This is a genomic window from Flavobacterium stagni, assembly GCF_004122105.1.
In the GTDB taxonomy this organism is placed as follows: domain Bacteria; phylum Bacteroidota; class Bacteroidia; order Flavobacteriales; family Flavobacteriaceae; genus Flavobacterium; species Flavobacterium stagni.
In genome coordinates, this window is record NZ_SBKN01000003.1 from 266243 (window position 1) to 281144 (window position 14902).

At 38.5% G+C, this 14902-nt stretch carries 12 protein-coding genes; 6 read left to right on the forward strand and 6 right to left on the reverse strand.

What is annotated here, in order from left to right:
* Positions 1-12 precede the first annotated feature (12 nt).
* Positions 13-1632 (forward strand): M1 family metallopeptidase, encoded by a 1620-nt coding sequence (locus tag EQG61_RS07220; protein WP_129461248.1) that lies wholly within the window; start codon positions 13-15, stop codon positions 1630-1632.
* A 26-nt stretch (positions 1633-1658) separates the two neighbouring features.
* Here the strand turns inward: EQG61_RS07220 and EQG61_RS07225 are convergent, their stop codons facing one another.
* On the reverse strand, positions 1659-2702 hold the full coding sequence (locus tag EQG61_RS07225) for an AMP-binding protein (RefSeq protein WP_129461249.1): 1044 nt from the start codon (positions 2700-2702) through the stop codon (positions 1659-1661).
* Positions 2683-3642 carry a CPBP family intramembrane glutamic endopeptidase gene (locus tag EQG61_RS07230; protein WP_129461250.1) on the reverse strand — a complete coding sequence of 320 codons (960 nt, stop codon included), beginning with the start codon at positions 3640-3642 and terminating at the stop codon, positions 2683-2685. Before EQG61_RS07230 ends, EQG61_RS07225 begins: the two co-directional genes overlap by 20 nt.
* Positions 3643-3696: 54 nt before the next feature.
* Between EQG61_RS07230 and arsC the strand changes: the two genes are divergently transcribed.
* Both arsC and EQG61_RS07240 read left to right on the forward strand, forming a co-directional pair.
* Entirely contained in the window at positions 3697-4038 is a 342-nt protein-coding gene (arsC, locus tag EQG61_RS07235; RefSeq protein WP_129461251.1) for an arsenate reductase (glutaredoxin), read from the forward strand.
* 93 nt (positions 4039-4131) lie between these two features.
* A complete protein-coding gene (locus EQG61_RS07240) occupies positions 4132-6618 on the forward strand; it encodes an outer membrane beta-barrel family protein (protein ID WP_129461252.1) in 2487 nt (828 codons plus the stop codon).
* A gap of 65 nt (positions 6619-6683) precedes the next feature.
* Here the strand turns inward: EQG61_RS07240 and EQG61_RS13755 are convergent, their stop codons facing one another.
* Together EQG61_RS13755 and corA are read right to left on the reverse strand one after the other, a co-directional pair.
* Entirely contained in the window at positions 6684-6851 is a 168-nt protein-coding gene (locus EQG61_RS13755; protein WP_164974904.1) for a hypothetical protein, read from the reverse strand.
* A gap of 96 nt (positions 6852-6947) precedes the next feature.
* Positions 6948-8018, reverse strand: coding sequence for a magnesium/cobalt transporter CorA (gene corA / locus EQG61_RS07245; RefSeq protein ID WP_129461253.1), 1071 nt, complete (start codon positions 8016-8018; stop codon positions 6948-6950).
* A 69-nt stretch (positions 8019-8087) separates the two neighbouring features.
* Between corA and hutI the strand changes: the two genes are divergently transcribed.
* On the forward strand, positions 8088-9326 hold the full coding sequence (gene hutI / locus EQG61_RS07250) for an imidazolonepropionase (protein ID WP_129461254.1): 1239 nt from the start codon (positions 8088-8090) through the stop codon (positions 9324-9326).
* Between the two features lie 45 nt (positions 9327-9371).
* Here hutI and EQG61_RS07255 read toward each other — a convergent pair whose 3' ends face one another.
* Positions 9372-10256, reverse strand: coding sequence for a GAS domain-containing protein (locus EQG61_RS07255; RefSeq protein ID WP_129461255.1), 885 nt, complete (start codon positions 10254-10256; stop codon positions 9372-9374).
* A 94-nt stretch (positions 10257-10350) separates the two neighbouring features.
* On the opposite strand from EQG61_RS07255, the gene EQG61_RS07260 reads away from it, so the two are divergent.
* Together EQG61_RS07260 and EQG61_RS07265 are read left to right on the forward strand one after the other, a co-directional pair.
* Positions 10351-11388: a formimidoylglutamase gene (locus tag EQG61_RS07260; protein WP_129461256.1), complete on the forward strand. Its 1038-nt coding sequence runs from the start codon at positions 10351-10353 to the stop codon at positions 11386-11388.
* Positions 11389-11437: 49 nt separating this feature from the next.
* On the forward strand, positions 11438-12697 hold the full coding sequence (locus EQG61_RS07265) for a DEAD/DEAH box helicase (protein ID WP_129461257.1): 1260 nt from the start codon (positions 11438-11440) through the stop codon (positions 12695-12697).
* Here EQG61_RS07265 and EQG61_RS07270 read toward each other — a convergent pair whose 3' ends face one another.
* Complete coding sequence (locus tag EQG61_RS07270) at positions 12698-14875, reverse strand: ATP-binding response regulator (RefSeq protein ID WP_129461258.1); 2178 nt, start codon at positions 14873-14875, stop codon at positions 12698-12700. It abuts the gene before it with no gap.
* Positions 14876-14902: the final 27 nt, after the last annotated feature.

The window sequence follows — 14902 nt, forward strand, 5'->3', positions numbered from 1 at the left end:
AATCGTCTTGCTATGAGAAAAAGTCTTTGTTGGCTATTATGCGCCTTATTTTTTTATTCAAATGCCCAAGAAAGGGCTACAAGAAAAGACTCTTTGATGGGTGGTTTTTCCAAGGAACGCACTTGTTATGATGTCAAACATTACACCTTAAACATTACCCTAAATCCCGATCAAAAATTCATTTCAGGTAGCAATACGATCAATTTTGATGTCTTAAATGCTACCCGCCGAATTCAGGTGGATTTGTTTGCTAATATGCAAGTCGATTCTATCATTTGGAACCAACAGAAATTAAAACATTCTCGTGAATTTAATGCCGTTTTTGTCGATTTCCCCAATGAGTTAACGGCTGAAACCAGTCAGTCTATCCAATTTTATTATTCTGGAAATCCACTCATTGCCAAACGTGCCCCTTGGGATGGCGGATTTGTTTTCACGAAAGATAAACAGGACCGACCTTGGATTGGCGTAGCGGTGCAAGGGACAGGAGCAAGTTTGTGGATGCCTATTAAAGACGGCCAAAGTGACGAACCCGATACTGGAATTGATATTAAAGTGGCTGTTCCCAACGGATTAATGAATGTTTCAAACGGACGCTTTAAAGGTTCTTTCCCGCAATCCAATGGCTATACTCGATGGGATTGGGAAGTGACCAACCCGATAAATTCCTATGATATTACATTAAACGTTGGTCATTACATCCATTGGTCGGATAAATTGGACGATCTCGATTTGGATTATTATGTTTTGGATTACAATCGGCCCAAAGCAGAAAAGCAATTTGCAGAAGTGAAACCCATGCTGACTTGTTTTCAATCCAAATTTGGCCCTTATCCATTTAAAGAAGATGGGTATAAATTGGTGGAAACCTCCTATCTGGGCATGGAACATCAAAGTGCTGTGGCTTATGGTAACAAATATTTCAAAGGGTATTTGGGTTCTGATTTATCGGGAACGGGTGTAGGTTTACTATTTGATTTTATCATCATCCATGAAAGTGGCCATGAATGGTTTGGAAATAGCATTACTTCACGCGATATAGCCGATATGTGGATTCATGAAGGATTTACCCAATACAGCGAAATGGTGTACATCGAATGTCAATTTGGCTACGAGAAAGCGTTACTTTATGGTAAAGGTTTGCAAAAAAACGTTACCAATGACCGACCCATAATTGGCGATTATGGTGTAAATGCTGAAGGTTCTGGTGATATGTATCCGAAAGGAGCACTATTACTCAATACATTGCGTCATGCTTTACACGATGATGCCTTGTGGTGGAAATGGTTAGCCGCCTACACCGCTAAATTCAAACATCAAATCATAACAACGCCCATGGTTATTGATTTTTTTAACCAAGAAACCCAAAAAGAGTGGACTTCCGTATTTGATCAATATTTAAAATATACACGAGTTCCCGAATTGCAACTGCGCAAAAAAGGAAAAAAATTAGAAGTGCGATGGATCACTGATGTGCCCCAATTAAATTTACCCATCTACGTCAACATAAACGATAAAGAAGTTCTCTTGAATCCAACCAACGATTGGACAACAACAAATATTAAAATCAAATCGTTGGATGATGTCACTGTAGATTTGAAAAAGTTTTTTATTACAGTTTCGCATCAATAAAAAAGGAGTCGTAATGACTCCTTTTTTTATTGTTCTAACGTTGCTTTACGCAATACTTTCCCATTTTCAGTTTCTTTGAATAGAGGGACAAAAACTACCTCTTTCGGACGTTCGTATTTATCCAAGCCTTTATAGGTCTCTTCTGCAATTGTGAAGGGTTCGCCTTCGACAACCAATAGTACTTTTTCACCCAATACTTCATCTTCTTTGGATGCAATAAAATAGCGACGGTCAATTTTACCATCCAATTTCTGTTCTACTTGTTCGGGCATTATTTTAACTCCGCCACTATTGATTACATTGTCTATTCTACCAATAAAATGAAATTGATTTTCGTTAATTAATTCCACCAAATCGTTGGTCACAACGGTCTCTTCAGCGATGATATGCGGCGCATGAATAACCAAACAATTGCGGTCGTCATACGATAACGTTACATGTGGGAGTACGGTAAATTCCTTCTCCCCGACTCGCTTTGCCGCGATATGAGTGATGGTTTCTGTCATGCCGTAGGTTTCGTAGACTTCCGTTTTTAATCCCATTAATTGTTGTTCTAAAGCCGCATTAATTCGGGCACCGCCTACAATCAATTTTCTAACTTGGTTCAATTTAGCTATCGAATGTTGGGCTTGTAACGGAACCATCGCCGCAAAATCATACGATTCATCCAATCGATCCATTGGATGCGAAGTCGGTGCTACATAATCCAAATCCAATCCCAAAATGATCGACCGAATCAACATCATTTTACCCGCTACATATTTCACAGGTAAACACTGTAAAGCGCGATCTCCGGGTTTTAAATCAAAAAAATCTCCCGTTGCAAGTGCTGAATTCACCATGGCTTGTTTATTCACTCGAATGACTTTTGGAGCTCCTGTCGATCCTGATGTTAGCATTTCAATGGAATCGCTGTCATCAAACCAATCCAATAAAAATTCCCCTACCGGTTTTTCAAACTCTTCACCTTCTTTGATAAAACTATAGGCCACGCGGCACAAATCATCTTTGTCAAGATGAAAACCATTCAGTTTAAACTGGTTGTGAACGTTAAGATAGGTCGGATTCATACGTTTGATTTTTTAAAGTTGTGGGTATATAAATAGGTCCGGTTAATCGCATTTTCCAATCGTTCCATTGGTATTTTTTGGAAAATATAAAAAGAAGTAACGGAAACAAAATCAGTAAGGGAAGAAACAATTCGAATCCCACTTGTGGTTTTGCCGTTTCTTTAAAAAGGGCATAGGTTTGAAAAGCCGACCAATGGGAAGTGACCAATAGTGCCGTAAATAAATTGTTGGCCGCATGAAAACCGAGTGCCAACTCCATGCCCTCATCCATTAAGGTAATGATTCCCAAAAAGAGTCCCGTCCCGATATAATAGAACAACACGATGTATCCCATCTCCGCAATTTCTGGATTGGCAATATGTAAGAGTCCGAATATCAGCGATGTCCACAGCAAGGGAAACCATCGACGGGGATACAATTGGGCAAACCCTTGCATTAAATATCCTCTAAAAATATATTCCTCAACCGAAGTCTGAATCGGTATCATCAAAATTCCGATAACCGCAAGCAGCGCAAATTGTGACGGATTGAAATTCCATTCCATAGTGCTGTCCGAACTGTAGTAGGAAATCACAGTGGTAAGCACCGTTATCATTCCCCAAAGACAAAATGAAAACAAAATACGTTTCCAATCGATTTTGGTACGTGATGTGGTTACAGCCCTTATAGTCTGTTTATGCAAATATTTGATCACCAAAACGAAAACACCAAAGGCAACAGCAAACGACAATAGCATTAAGAACAACGAAAGATTCAGATCCAAGGCCTGCATTAAAGCAACTGAATCGCTAGGCATCCCTTTTCCTTTTTTCAACGTAGCCATCACAGCCGCAATACCAAACGGAATTTGCCCTAAGAAAGTTCCAATAATGATGAGGATTGATCCAAGAATATACCAACCAAACTCAACTTTTTTTTCTACGCCAAATAGTTTTTGCATTGTCTTATTTTATTGTCCCAATTTACTTATTTTCGTGAAATAATTACGTAATTTATGATTACAATTTATCACAATCCCCGCTGCGGAAAATCACGCGACTGTGTGGCCCATTTTGAAAAGACAAATGAAGCTGTTGAAATCATCAAGTATTTAGACACACCGTTTTCAAAAGAAGAAATTCAATCGATACTGAAAAAACTTAACTATACTCCTATTCAACTCATTCGAGTGAAAGAATCCGTTTGGGTAGAAAATTACAAAGGAAAATCATTGAGTGATGAAGATTTGATTGAAGCCATGGTAACCTATCCAATTTTAATTGAACGACCAATAGTTGTTAAAGGGAATCATGCGGTGATAGCTCGACCTCTAGAAAATATTAACAATTTAAGGTAATTCCACGTTGTTAAGATTAACATAACTTTGTGAAAGGACGGTTAAACGTTCGTTTATTTTTGCAATCCAAACAGGAAAGCAAAATAAATTTACATGAAAATTTTTAAAATTGTACTCACACTCTTCGTATTTACCTCACTTACTGCATGGGCGCAACCCCGATCAGGTGCACAAGGTGGTGGCGGTAAAAAAGTAAAAATTACAGGAAAAGTAATTGCCAAATCCAACAATCAACCTCTTGAATATACCGAGGTACGCTTAATTAGTACTGCTACGAACAAAGTAGTTACGGGCGGTTTAACTGATGCTAAAGGGGAATTCAATATTGATGCACCTGCTGGAAATTATAATGTAAACGTAGAATTCCTTTCGTTTAAACCTTTAGAATTAAAAAACAAATCCATTCAAGAAGATACAAATTTGGGGACAATATCCCTAGAAGACGAAGCGACAAAATTAGACGAGGTAGTCATTCGTAAAGAGAAAACTTCAGTAGAAATTAAACTCGATAAGAAAGTATATAATGTCGGTCAAGACCTTATGGTGAAAGGCGGAACCGTTAGTGATGTATTGGATAACATCCCTTCTGTAGCCGTGGATTCTGACGGTACCATTAGTCTACGTGGAAATGATAATGTGAAAATATTAATCGATGGTCGCCCCTCGAATGCCATCAATATTTCAGATGCCTTACGCATGATTCCTGCTGATGCCATTGATAAAGTGGAAGTGGTGACCAATCCTTCTGCGCGTTATGATGCGGAAGGTGGTGGAGGTATTCTTAATATTTTATTGAAAAAAGGAAAGAATAACGGCGTTAACGGTACGATTATGGGTACCACTGGAATTCCAGATAACCACGGACTGAGCGCTACATTGAATGTGAAATCCGATGAATTTAATTTCTTTACTAACCAAGGTTACAACTACCGAAACAATCCAGGAAAAGCACAAATGGATAGCCGTTATTTGAATGCGGATAACTCGACGCGAAATTATATCAATGAAAGTCGTGACTCCGATCGATACAGCAAAGGATACAACGGTAACTTCGGATTTGACTGGTTTCTTACCAAAAAAACAACATGGACCAACACTGTTAATTATCGTAAAAACAATGGAACTACAGAAGAAAATGTAGATCAAATCAATTTGGATCAATTTGCCAACTATACCAAAACGGTTTTTCGTGATAACAATGAAGACACTAAAAGTGAGAATGTAGAATTTGCTTCCAACTTATTGCACAAATTCAATACGGACGGACACAAATTAACAGTTGATTTTTCGGTATCCAAAAACAAAGACGATAACGACGCTACAATTACCAACGCGGATACGCAAAACAGTCCGGTAGTCATTAACGACACCTACAACATCCAACGTCAAAATCGAATTTTACTGCAATCCGATTATGTTTTGCCATTTGGAAAAAACAAAGAAAGTCAGTTTGAAGCCGGTTACCGAGGTAATTTCCTAGACTTACTTACGGACTATTCGGTTTTCACCAACGGCGTGTTGGATACCTATTTTTCCAATGTTTTAAATTACAAGGAAAATGTAAATGCTTTGTATTCACAATTGGGAACAAAAATCAAAAAGTTTTCTTTCTTAGCTGGTTTACGTTATGAGAATTCGAACATCATCGTCGACCAACAAACGAGCCAGATCTACAAAACAAAGAATTACGATAATTTCTTCCCCTCAGCCACTGTGGCCTATGAGATCAATGAAACATCAAACATTGCCATTAACTACAGTAAGCGCATCAACCGTCCGCGGGGAAGAGAAATCAATCCATTCAGCAGCTACTCCAGTAACATTAATATTTTTCAAGGGAATCCCGATTTAAATCCGTCAAAAACAGATGCGATTGATTTCGGTTTCTTGAAAAAATGGACGAAATTAACGTTTAATACGTCGATGTATTTCAATCGTACGGTAGATAATGTTCAATACGTTCGTCGTGAAAGTGGCGAATTTGTAGGCACTACTCCAGTGATTATCACCACTCCAGTAAACTTATCTAAAGAATACCGTACTGGTTTTGAATTCACTTTCAACTATACACCTTACAAATGGTGGAAAATAAACACCAATTTTAATTTCTTCCGTGTAGAAACAATAGGTAAATATACCTATGTATTGCCTTCAACAAGTACTGAAAAAACAACAGACTTTGCAAACGTAGCTACCACATGGTCGTCGCGTATTACTTCTAAAATTACGCTTCCCGGAAAAATTGATTGGCAAACCAATGCCAATTATAACGGACCTCAAAATACGGCACAAGGTAGAAATTTAGGCGTGTTTGGTATGAATCTTGGGTTTAGCAAAGATGTTTTTAAAGACAAAGCAACTTTGGCCTTGAATGTGAACGATGTTTTCAACTCACGCAAACGTCGCTTTGAAACCTTTATTCCTGGTCAAGTAGATGCCAATTCAATGATGCAATGGCGAGTTCGTCAAGTGACACTTTCGTTCACCTACCGTTTCAATAAAACGAAAAACGATAAAGAACAAAACCGTCCAAAACGCAACGGTGGCGATGATAACGATGGCGGGGATTATCCTGGATAATTACTTCTATATAGATACAAAAAAAGTCCCGATAATTCGGGACTTTTTTATTAAAACAGCGTTCGTTACGCCTGCTCTAATGCTTTTTTCTCTTTTCTTTCTTGTAACAACTCTTTGGTTGCACCGAACACCCAGTAAAATACAAAGTGAACTAAGAAAATCATCAACCAGAAACCAGCTGTGAAAATCATTAAGAAAAGAAGAAAACCTAGGTACTGTTGAAATTCAAACATTGTTTTCGCGAATAATTTGTGAATTCTCCCCAAAAGTACTGCAATAAATCGATTTGACCAATAATTCAGAAAGAATTATTAACCGCTTTATAAACATTAATACCACTTTTTCTTTTTAAAATAATAGATCATTCCCAAAAGCAAAACGAGCATTACCCCAAGAATAATAAAGTACCCGTATTCCCAATGCAATTCGGGCATGTTGTCAAAATTCATCCCATACACCCCCACAATAAACGTTAGCGGCATAAAAAACACTGAAACCACCGTAAGTGTTTTCATCACTTCATTCATCTTGTGACTTTGTAAAGCAAAATAATAATTCGATGCACTTTCTAATGTGGTCATGTCATAATCAATTTGCTCTAAGAGTTCCAACGACTTTTGGTGCAAACGTTCAAAAAAAGTAAAGTTTTGTGCTTCAATCGAATTGAAAACATTGTCGTCTTTAATGGATTTTATGGCATACAACGAATCCCGTAACGGAATAATGGAGCGCTTTAAAAAGTTATAATTATCCCGATGTTTTTCAATTTGTTCTAATATTTTCGGGTTGGAATTTAACTTCGATTGATTAATCAATTCCTCAACCTTATCTTCTTCGTTTTCAATGGTAATATAGAAATTTTCCATTATGGCATCCAACATTAAAAATAACAAATAATCAGCGCCTTTTTCACGAACAATCCCCGAATGGGTGCGCAACCGCTCCCGCAAATGCGTAAAGAAATCCGAGCGCTTTTCTTGAAACGAAACCAACATATTCTTTTTCAGTAAAAAACTAATTTGCTCAGCCGCAATATTATCCGAATGTTCGACAGGCAACAACGATTTTATACTAAAAAACAACACTTCATGGTATTCATCCAATTTGGTGCGCTTGGTCGTATTTAAAATATCCGCCATCATGAAATTGTCAACACTTAAAAAAGCGCCAATTTTCTGTATGGTGGCTACCGAATTCAATCCGTGAACATTGAGCCAATTGATGCGCGACCAATCCACATTACTCGCCAACGCATCCACTTCAAAGTCTTCACACTCCGTTAATTCAAGGTTGTCATACACAAACAATTGGGTTTCAGTCTTTGTATGGGTATGGGTGCCCGTATATTCTAAAAGTGTGGGCTGCACTTTTCGCCCCTTCTTGTATTTTATTTTTCGCACGGTATCGGAATTTGGATTAAAGTTAGAAATTATTCGTTTTAAAAAGTATTTTTACGAAAAATATCCCATATGATTACGCTCATTACGAATATAAAGGAATTGTTGCAAGTGCGCGAACCCGGAGTACAGAAAGTAGCGGGTGCCGATATGGCGCAGCTTCCTGCCATTCAAAATGCTTATCTTCTCATTGAAAACGATACGATTTCCGATTTCGGGCCAATGACCGAATGCCCGAAAATCAACGCGGATACCGTGATTGATGCTACAGGTCGAACGGTACTTCCGTCGTGGATTGATAGTCATACCCACATCGTTTATGCCGGTAATCGGGTGCAAGAATTTGTGGACCGTATCAACGGACTTACCTATGAGGAAATAGCTAATCGTGGCGGCGGTATTCTTAATTCGGCTAAACGGCTTAATGAAACTTCTGAAGAGCAATTGTACGAAGAATCCAAAGTGCGACTGGAAGAAGTGATTCGACAAGGAACCGGAGCGGTAGAAATTAAATCCGGATACGGTTTGACGGTTGAGGGCGAAATCAAAATGTTGCGCGTGATTCAGCGCTTGCGCGATAATTACCCGATTACCATTAAAGCTACATTTTTGGGCGCTCACGCATTTCCGACTGAGTTTAAAGAAAACCATGAAGGTTATTTGAATTTGATTATCGAAGAGATGCTCCCAAAAATTGCCGAAGAAAACTTAGCCGATTATATCGACGCCTTCTGTGAAACCGGCTATTTCTCGGTGGAAGAAACCGAACGAATTATGAAAGCTGGCAAATACTACGGACTCATTCCAAAGATTCATGTCAATCAATTTACTGCCATTGAAGGTATAGCTGCTTGCGTCAAACACGGGGCGTTATCCGTAGACCATCTCGAAATTGTCACTGATGAAGATATCGAAGTATTGAAAGATTCAGGCACCATGCCCGTTGCACTTCCCTCCTGTTCCTATTTTATCAGTATTCCGTATACACCAGCACGTAAAATGATTCAGGCGGGATTGCCCCTTGCTTTGGCTACCGACTTTAATCCGGGGACAACACCTTCAGGGAATATGAATTTTGTGGTGGCCACCGCTTGCATTAAAATGAAGATGACCCCCGAAGAAGCTATCAATGCCGCTACCATCAATGGCGCGTATGCTATGGGAATTGCTGAAACCCACGGCAGCATTACAAAAGGTAAAAAAGCGAATGTATTGATCACCGAACCTTTGCATAGTTATTACGAACTTCCTTATGCTTTTGGTTCCAACCGAATTGCTACGGTTCTATTGAATGGTAAAATAGTACAATAAAAAAGCCCGGATTGACCGGGCTTTTGTTATTTTATGACTTCCGAATTAACGTAAGGTGAAACTTGTTTTTGAAACTAATTCCCCTTTGTCAAAAATGTTTACGAAATAAGAACCTTTTTCAAAGCTTTTACCAGGTAAATCTTGTGAAACATTGACTGTTTTGTTCTCGTATTTCACCTTCGCTTGGAAACTGTACGTTAGTGTTTGTGAACCGAAAGAAGCGGTTTCTTTATCGCCCAACACGTTGTTTTTCGCGTCAATTACTTGAACATAGTACACTTTATCACCCGATTTCGCAACCGCATTTTCAGCAATCGTAAAACTGATTTTTAAAATGTCAGCACGGCTCGCTTTGTCCGTTTCAATTTGTTTTCCTGAACTACGTTGTTTGAACGCAGCCGTTTTTAAATTAAGAATCGATAGTTTGGAGGCTTTTTCTACAGTTTTAGTAAGCTCTTCATTTTGCCCCACTAAAACTTGGTTGTAGTTTTTCGAATCTTGTAATACGACTTTCGTACTGTCTAGATTCTTGTTCAGTTGTTGATTCTCGCCTTTCAAGACTTCCACTTCTTGCATCAACGATTTCATTTTCACTTCAAGCGATTTGTATTGCTCTTTGTACTTGCGCATCGCATTGGCATCGCCTTTAGCTTTTTCCAATTGTGCCATGAGTTGCACCACTTTTTCGCGCTCAGCAATTAATTCATCCGACATGGATGTGTTTTCTGCAATTGCCGCATCGTACGTCGCTTTTAACTCTTGAAGATCTTTTAAAATGTTGTCTTTTTCCGTGGAAACTGCAGTTACTTTGGTTTCTAGCGTTTGCGTATCTGTAGTTAATTTAAAAATGTAGAATAAACTACCTAACAGTAACAAAGCCAGTACTAAAATAATAGCCTTTAAGGAAGAATTGTTTTTTTGATTTTCCATAACAAAAGTATTTGTATTAAAGCAAATTTAATAATTATAATTTCTATAACGTCAGTTTTGGGAATTATATTATTTTTGACTGTTAACTTTTTTTATGGAACATCTTGTACGCTATACCCAATCCGAGTTGTCTAAAGTTACTAACCATCGAAGTGGTGAAGTAAAGTTTGGTGAAAAAATGCAACTAATTCCCGAAGGTGAAAATGTAGTAAACTTTCTTAAAAATTCAGAAGCCAAATTTGTCCTTTTCGGTATCCCTGAGGATATTGGAGTACGCGCAAACAACGGACGTGCAGGTGCAGCCACCGCTTGGGAAAGCGCCATAAAAAGTATCGCCAACATTCAGCACAACCGCTTTTGTAAAGGTTCTAACATTATTGTTTTAGGGACATTAGACACAGCCGCTTTTAATAGCGAAGCCGAAGGATTGGAATTCAACAGTACACCCGATCGCAAAAAGTTTAGCGAAATTGTATCCAAAATCGATAAAGAAGTCTCTCATATCATCAGTACCATTGTGAAATGTGGGAAAATTCCCTTGATAATCGGCGGCGGACATAACAACGCCTATGGCAATATCAAAGGAACGGCTTTGGCCAAAGGCAAACCCATTAATGCTGTCAATCTCGATGCACACTCTGATTTCCGAATCATGGAAGGCCGTCACAGTGGCAATGGATTTTCGTACGCCTTTGAAGAAGGTTTTTTGAAAAAGTATTTCATTTTTGGATTACACGAAAGTTATACATCCAAAAATGTCTTGGACCAATTGAAATCCCTGAAAGACAAAATCCAATACAATACCTATGACGCGATTAAAGTCCGGGGAGAAAAAGAATTCCGTTTAGAAATGCAAATTGCCTATGATTTCATAAAATCCGATGCCTATGGTATTGAAATCGATATGGATGCGCTACCGCTTGTACCCAGTAGTGCCATGACCCCAAGTGGGTTTTCTGTTGAAGAGGTTCGGCAGTTTATCTATTTCTTTGGAAAACACTCCAATGCGGCTTATTTGCATATTTGTGAAGGCGCTCCTGCTTTGGATACAGAAACCAACAACCACATGGTAGGTAAATTAATCGGGTATCTTTTAACCGATTTTATCAAAGCAAAAAACAGTTTAGACTAAAAAGCGGTTATCTTTGCAGCCCATTTCACTACGAAATGGCGCCTATATTATGACCTTTAACGACTTAAAACTCATCCGAAATATACAGCAAGCGCTTGCTGAAGAAGGCTACGAAGCCCCAACTCCTATCCAACAACAAGCCATTCCCATTATCATGGAAGGCACGGATTTAGTGGGTTGTGCACAAACGGGTACCGGAAAAACAGCCGCCTTTGCTATTCCAATTATTCATCAAATTCACCCAATAGTAGGTTCGGCCAAGAAACGTAAAAGTATTCGTGCGCTAGTAATTACTCCTACCCGCGAATTGGCTATCCAAATTCAAGAGAGTTTTGAAACCTACGGCCGCTATACCAATATTGTGTCGACTGTAATTTATGGTGGCGTGAATCAAGTGCCTCAAGTGGACCAACTCAAACGCGGAGTTGATGTGTTAATTGCAACTCCCGGACGTTTATTGGATTTACACAAACAAGGTCATGTGAATTTGGATCATTTACACCATTTGGTATTGGATGAAGCCGATTTAATGCTGGACATGGGCTTTATCAATGATGTGAAGAAAATCATCAAACTCACTCCCGATAACCGTCAAACGCTTTTATTTTCTGCTACTATGCCCCTGCCTATTCGCGAATTGGCGGAAAGTTTTTTGACAAAACCCCAATATGTAACCGTGACTCCCGTAGCTTCAACCGCTGAAAAAATCAAGCAATGGGTGTACAAAGTCGAAAAAGAAGAAAAACGCAAGTTGTTGCTTCAAATCTTGAATGAATATCCTGGAGAACAAATCTTAATTTTTACCCGAACCAAACACGGTGCCGATAACGTAGTGAAGTTTTTGAAAAAAAACAACTTCACTGCTGAAGCCATTCACGGCGATAAATCGCAATCGGCGCGTCAACGAGCATTAGACCATTTTAAAAACAAAGAAGTGCAATTACTTGCCGCAACGGATATTGCTGCCCGAGGAATTGACATCGAAAGCTTGCCGTTTGTAATTAATTTTGATATTCCAAATATTTCGGATACCTACGTGCACCGCATTGGCCGTACCGGTCGTGCAGGCAATGAAGGTTTGGCTATTTCTTTATGTGGCAAAGACGAATGGACGTATTGGCAAGATATCGAGAAATTGATTCGCATGAAGATTAAAGTCATTGAAAACCATGACTTTGGTTGGAAAGACACTGCAAATCAAGCACCTGCCGTTAAAGTTGACGGTACGCCTCAGAAGAAAGACTTCCGCAATAAGAAAAAAGGAAATGGCGGCAAGAAGTTTTTTGGCAATAAAAACAAAAAGAAATAATTATTGCTCAATTAAATTACTGATTACTTGAAATAATTTGGAAGGTTCGAAAGGCTTGATGATAATATCATTGATGCCCACAGAAATCGCTTGTTCCATAATCTCTTGTTTGTCAAAAGCCGTTAACGCAATAATGGGCGTTTGAATTCCTTTTTTACGAATCAATTTGGTGGTTTCAAATCCGTTGATGATTGGCATGTTAATATCCATCAATACAATATCGTAATGCTCATTTTCTAAAGCATCAATTGCAGCATATCCATCATCCAAAATGGTGCATTTGAAATGATTGGTTTCTAAGATTTTCTTGGTCACCACCTGGTTAATCTTATTGTCTTCCACGACCAAAATACGGTACACTTGCACCGTAGATAAATCCACATCAATGTTGTGAAGAATTTCGTTGCGTTTGGATTCATCGGCTTCAAAGCCCATGGTAAACGAAAACGTAGTCCCTTTACCTAATTCACTTTCCAATTCGATGGTGCTGCCAAAGAGTTCGACCAATCGTTGTACAATCGACAAGCCCAATCCGGTTCCTTGGTAATCGCCTTCTTTACGTTCAATTTGTACAAACTTTTCAAATATTTTCTTTTGGTCTTCTGGTGCAATTCCGACACCGGTATCGGCAACCGCGAAGTGAATAAAATATTGCGATCCTTCGATACGGTCTAATTTAGCCGAAACTTTAACCGTTCCATCTTTGGTGAATTTAAGCGCATTACTCACCAAATTCATGAATACTTGAGAAAGGCGCAATTTATCCCCAATTAAAAACTCTGGAATGGCAGTATCCAACTCCGTTTGCAATTTGTTGTTGTTTTTAATCGCAATAAATTCCAAAGAGTCCACAATGGTGCTGATTTCATCAGGAATGTTGAAAATCATGTGCTCCAGCGTAATCTTATTCTCCTCGATTTTATTGATTTGCAACAAATCGTTGACCAAAGACAACAAATAACGGGCAGAGAATTTTAAGGAATTCAGGTGCGGACTATGAGCCAACTCTTTATGTTCGTCCAAGATGATATTGGTGATCCCCACAACGCCATATAAGGGTGTACGCAACTCGTGACTGATCGTTGATACGAACTGGGTTTTCAGTTGTGAAGCTTCTTCTGCTTTTTCTTTCGCCAATTGCAATTCAGCATAGGCATCTTTTAATTCAGTGAAGGTCTTTTCGCGGAAAGCGTTGTTTTTGTATAATGAAAACAACAACAACAAAAGGATAAATAAAATGATGACAAATAGTAAGACAATCAACTTCGATTCCTTGAGGTATTTACTTTGTTTGGTTTTTTCCCCTTCTATCTTATCAATTTGCCGTTGGTATTCGTCTATTTCAATCTGACTCCCCGCTATTTTTGCTTTTTTACTGCGATCATCGTTGTATACTTTTTCTTTGAGCTCTTTGTGAAGTGTTAAGTAGTGTAATGCTTTTTCAAATTGACCCTTTTTTTTGTAATGATCCGAAAAATCGTTATAAACATCAATTAAATAGGCGTCCAATAAATTGTCTTTGTTCTTTTCCCCTAATTCTATTGCTTTTTCATAATGAAATTCTGCTTTTAAATACTGCCCCAAATGACTGTAATAAGAACCTAATAATGAATGGTAATGCAATTTAGGTTCGTCATCTTTTGAACGATTGACATCCGCTTCGGTCGACTTTAAAAAAACATATCCTTCTTGAAAGCGATTCGCACCAAAATAGGCTCCCGCTATACTGAGTTTGGCATACATTACTTCTACCCAATCGTTGATTTTTTCGGCATTGCGCAAACCTTCTTTGTAATACGGAATACTTTTTTGGAAATCATTTTTTCGGTACGAATACCAATTTCCTAAATTGTTATTCACCCAAATTTTGACCGAATCATTTTGTGATAACTTCGCGTGTTCTAGCGCTTTTTGATAGTACTTGAGGGCTTTATTTGGGTCATAAAACTCTTCAATGTTTAATCCAATAAGATTGTACGCTTTGGACATTAACACATCGTTTTTTAGCGCATAGGCCTGACTTAAGGCTTTGTGTGAAAGTTGTAGCGACTTTTCCCCATCTAGATTATAAAAGGCGGTTCCCGCTTGTTGTAGCGATTGCTCAGCTGATTTCAAAGCAGGTTGCGCCAAAGCCAAAAATGACCCCAGTAACCATAATCCGCAAAACAATGTTTTCAACTTCACTTTATACTAAAAAAAGAGTCC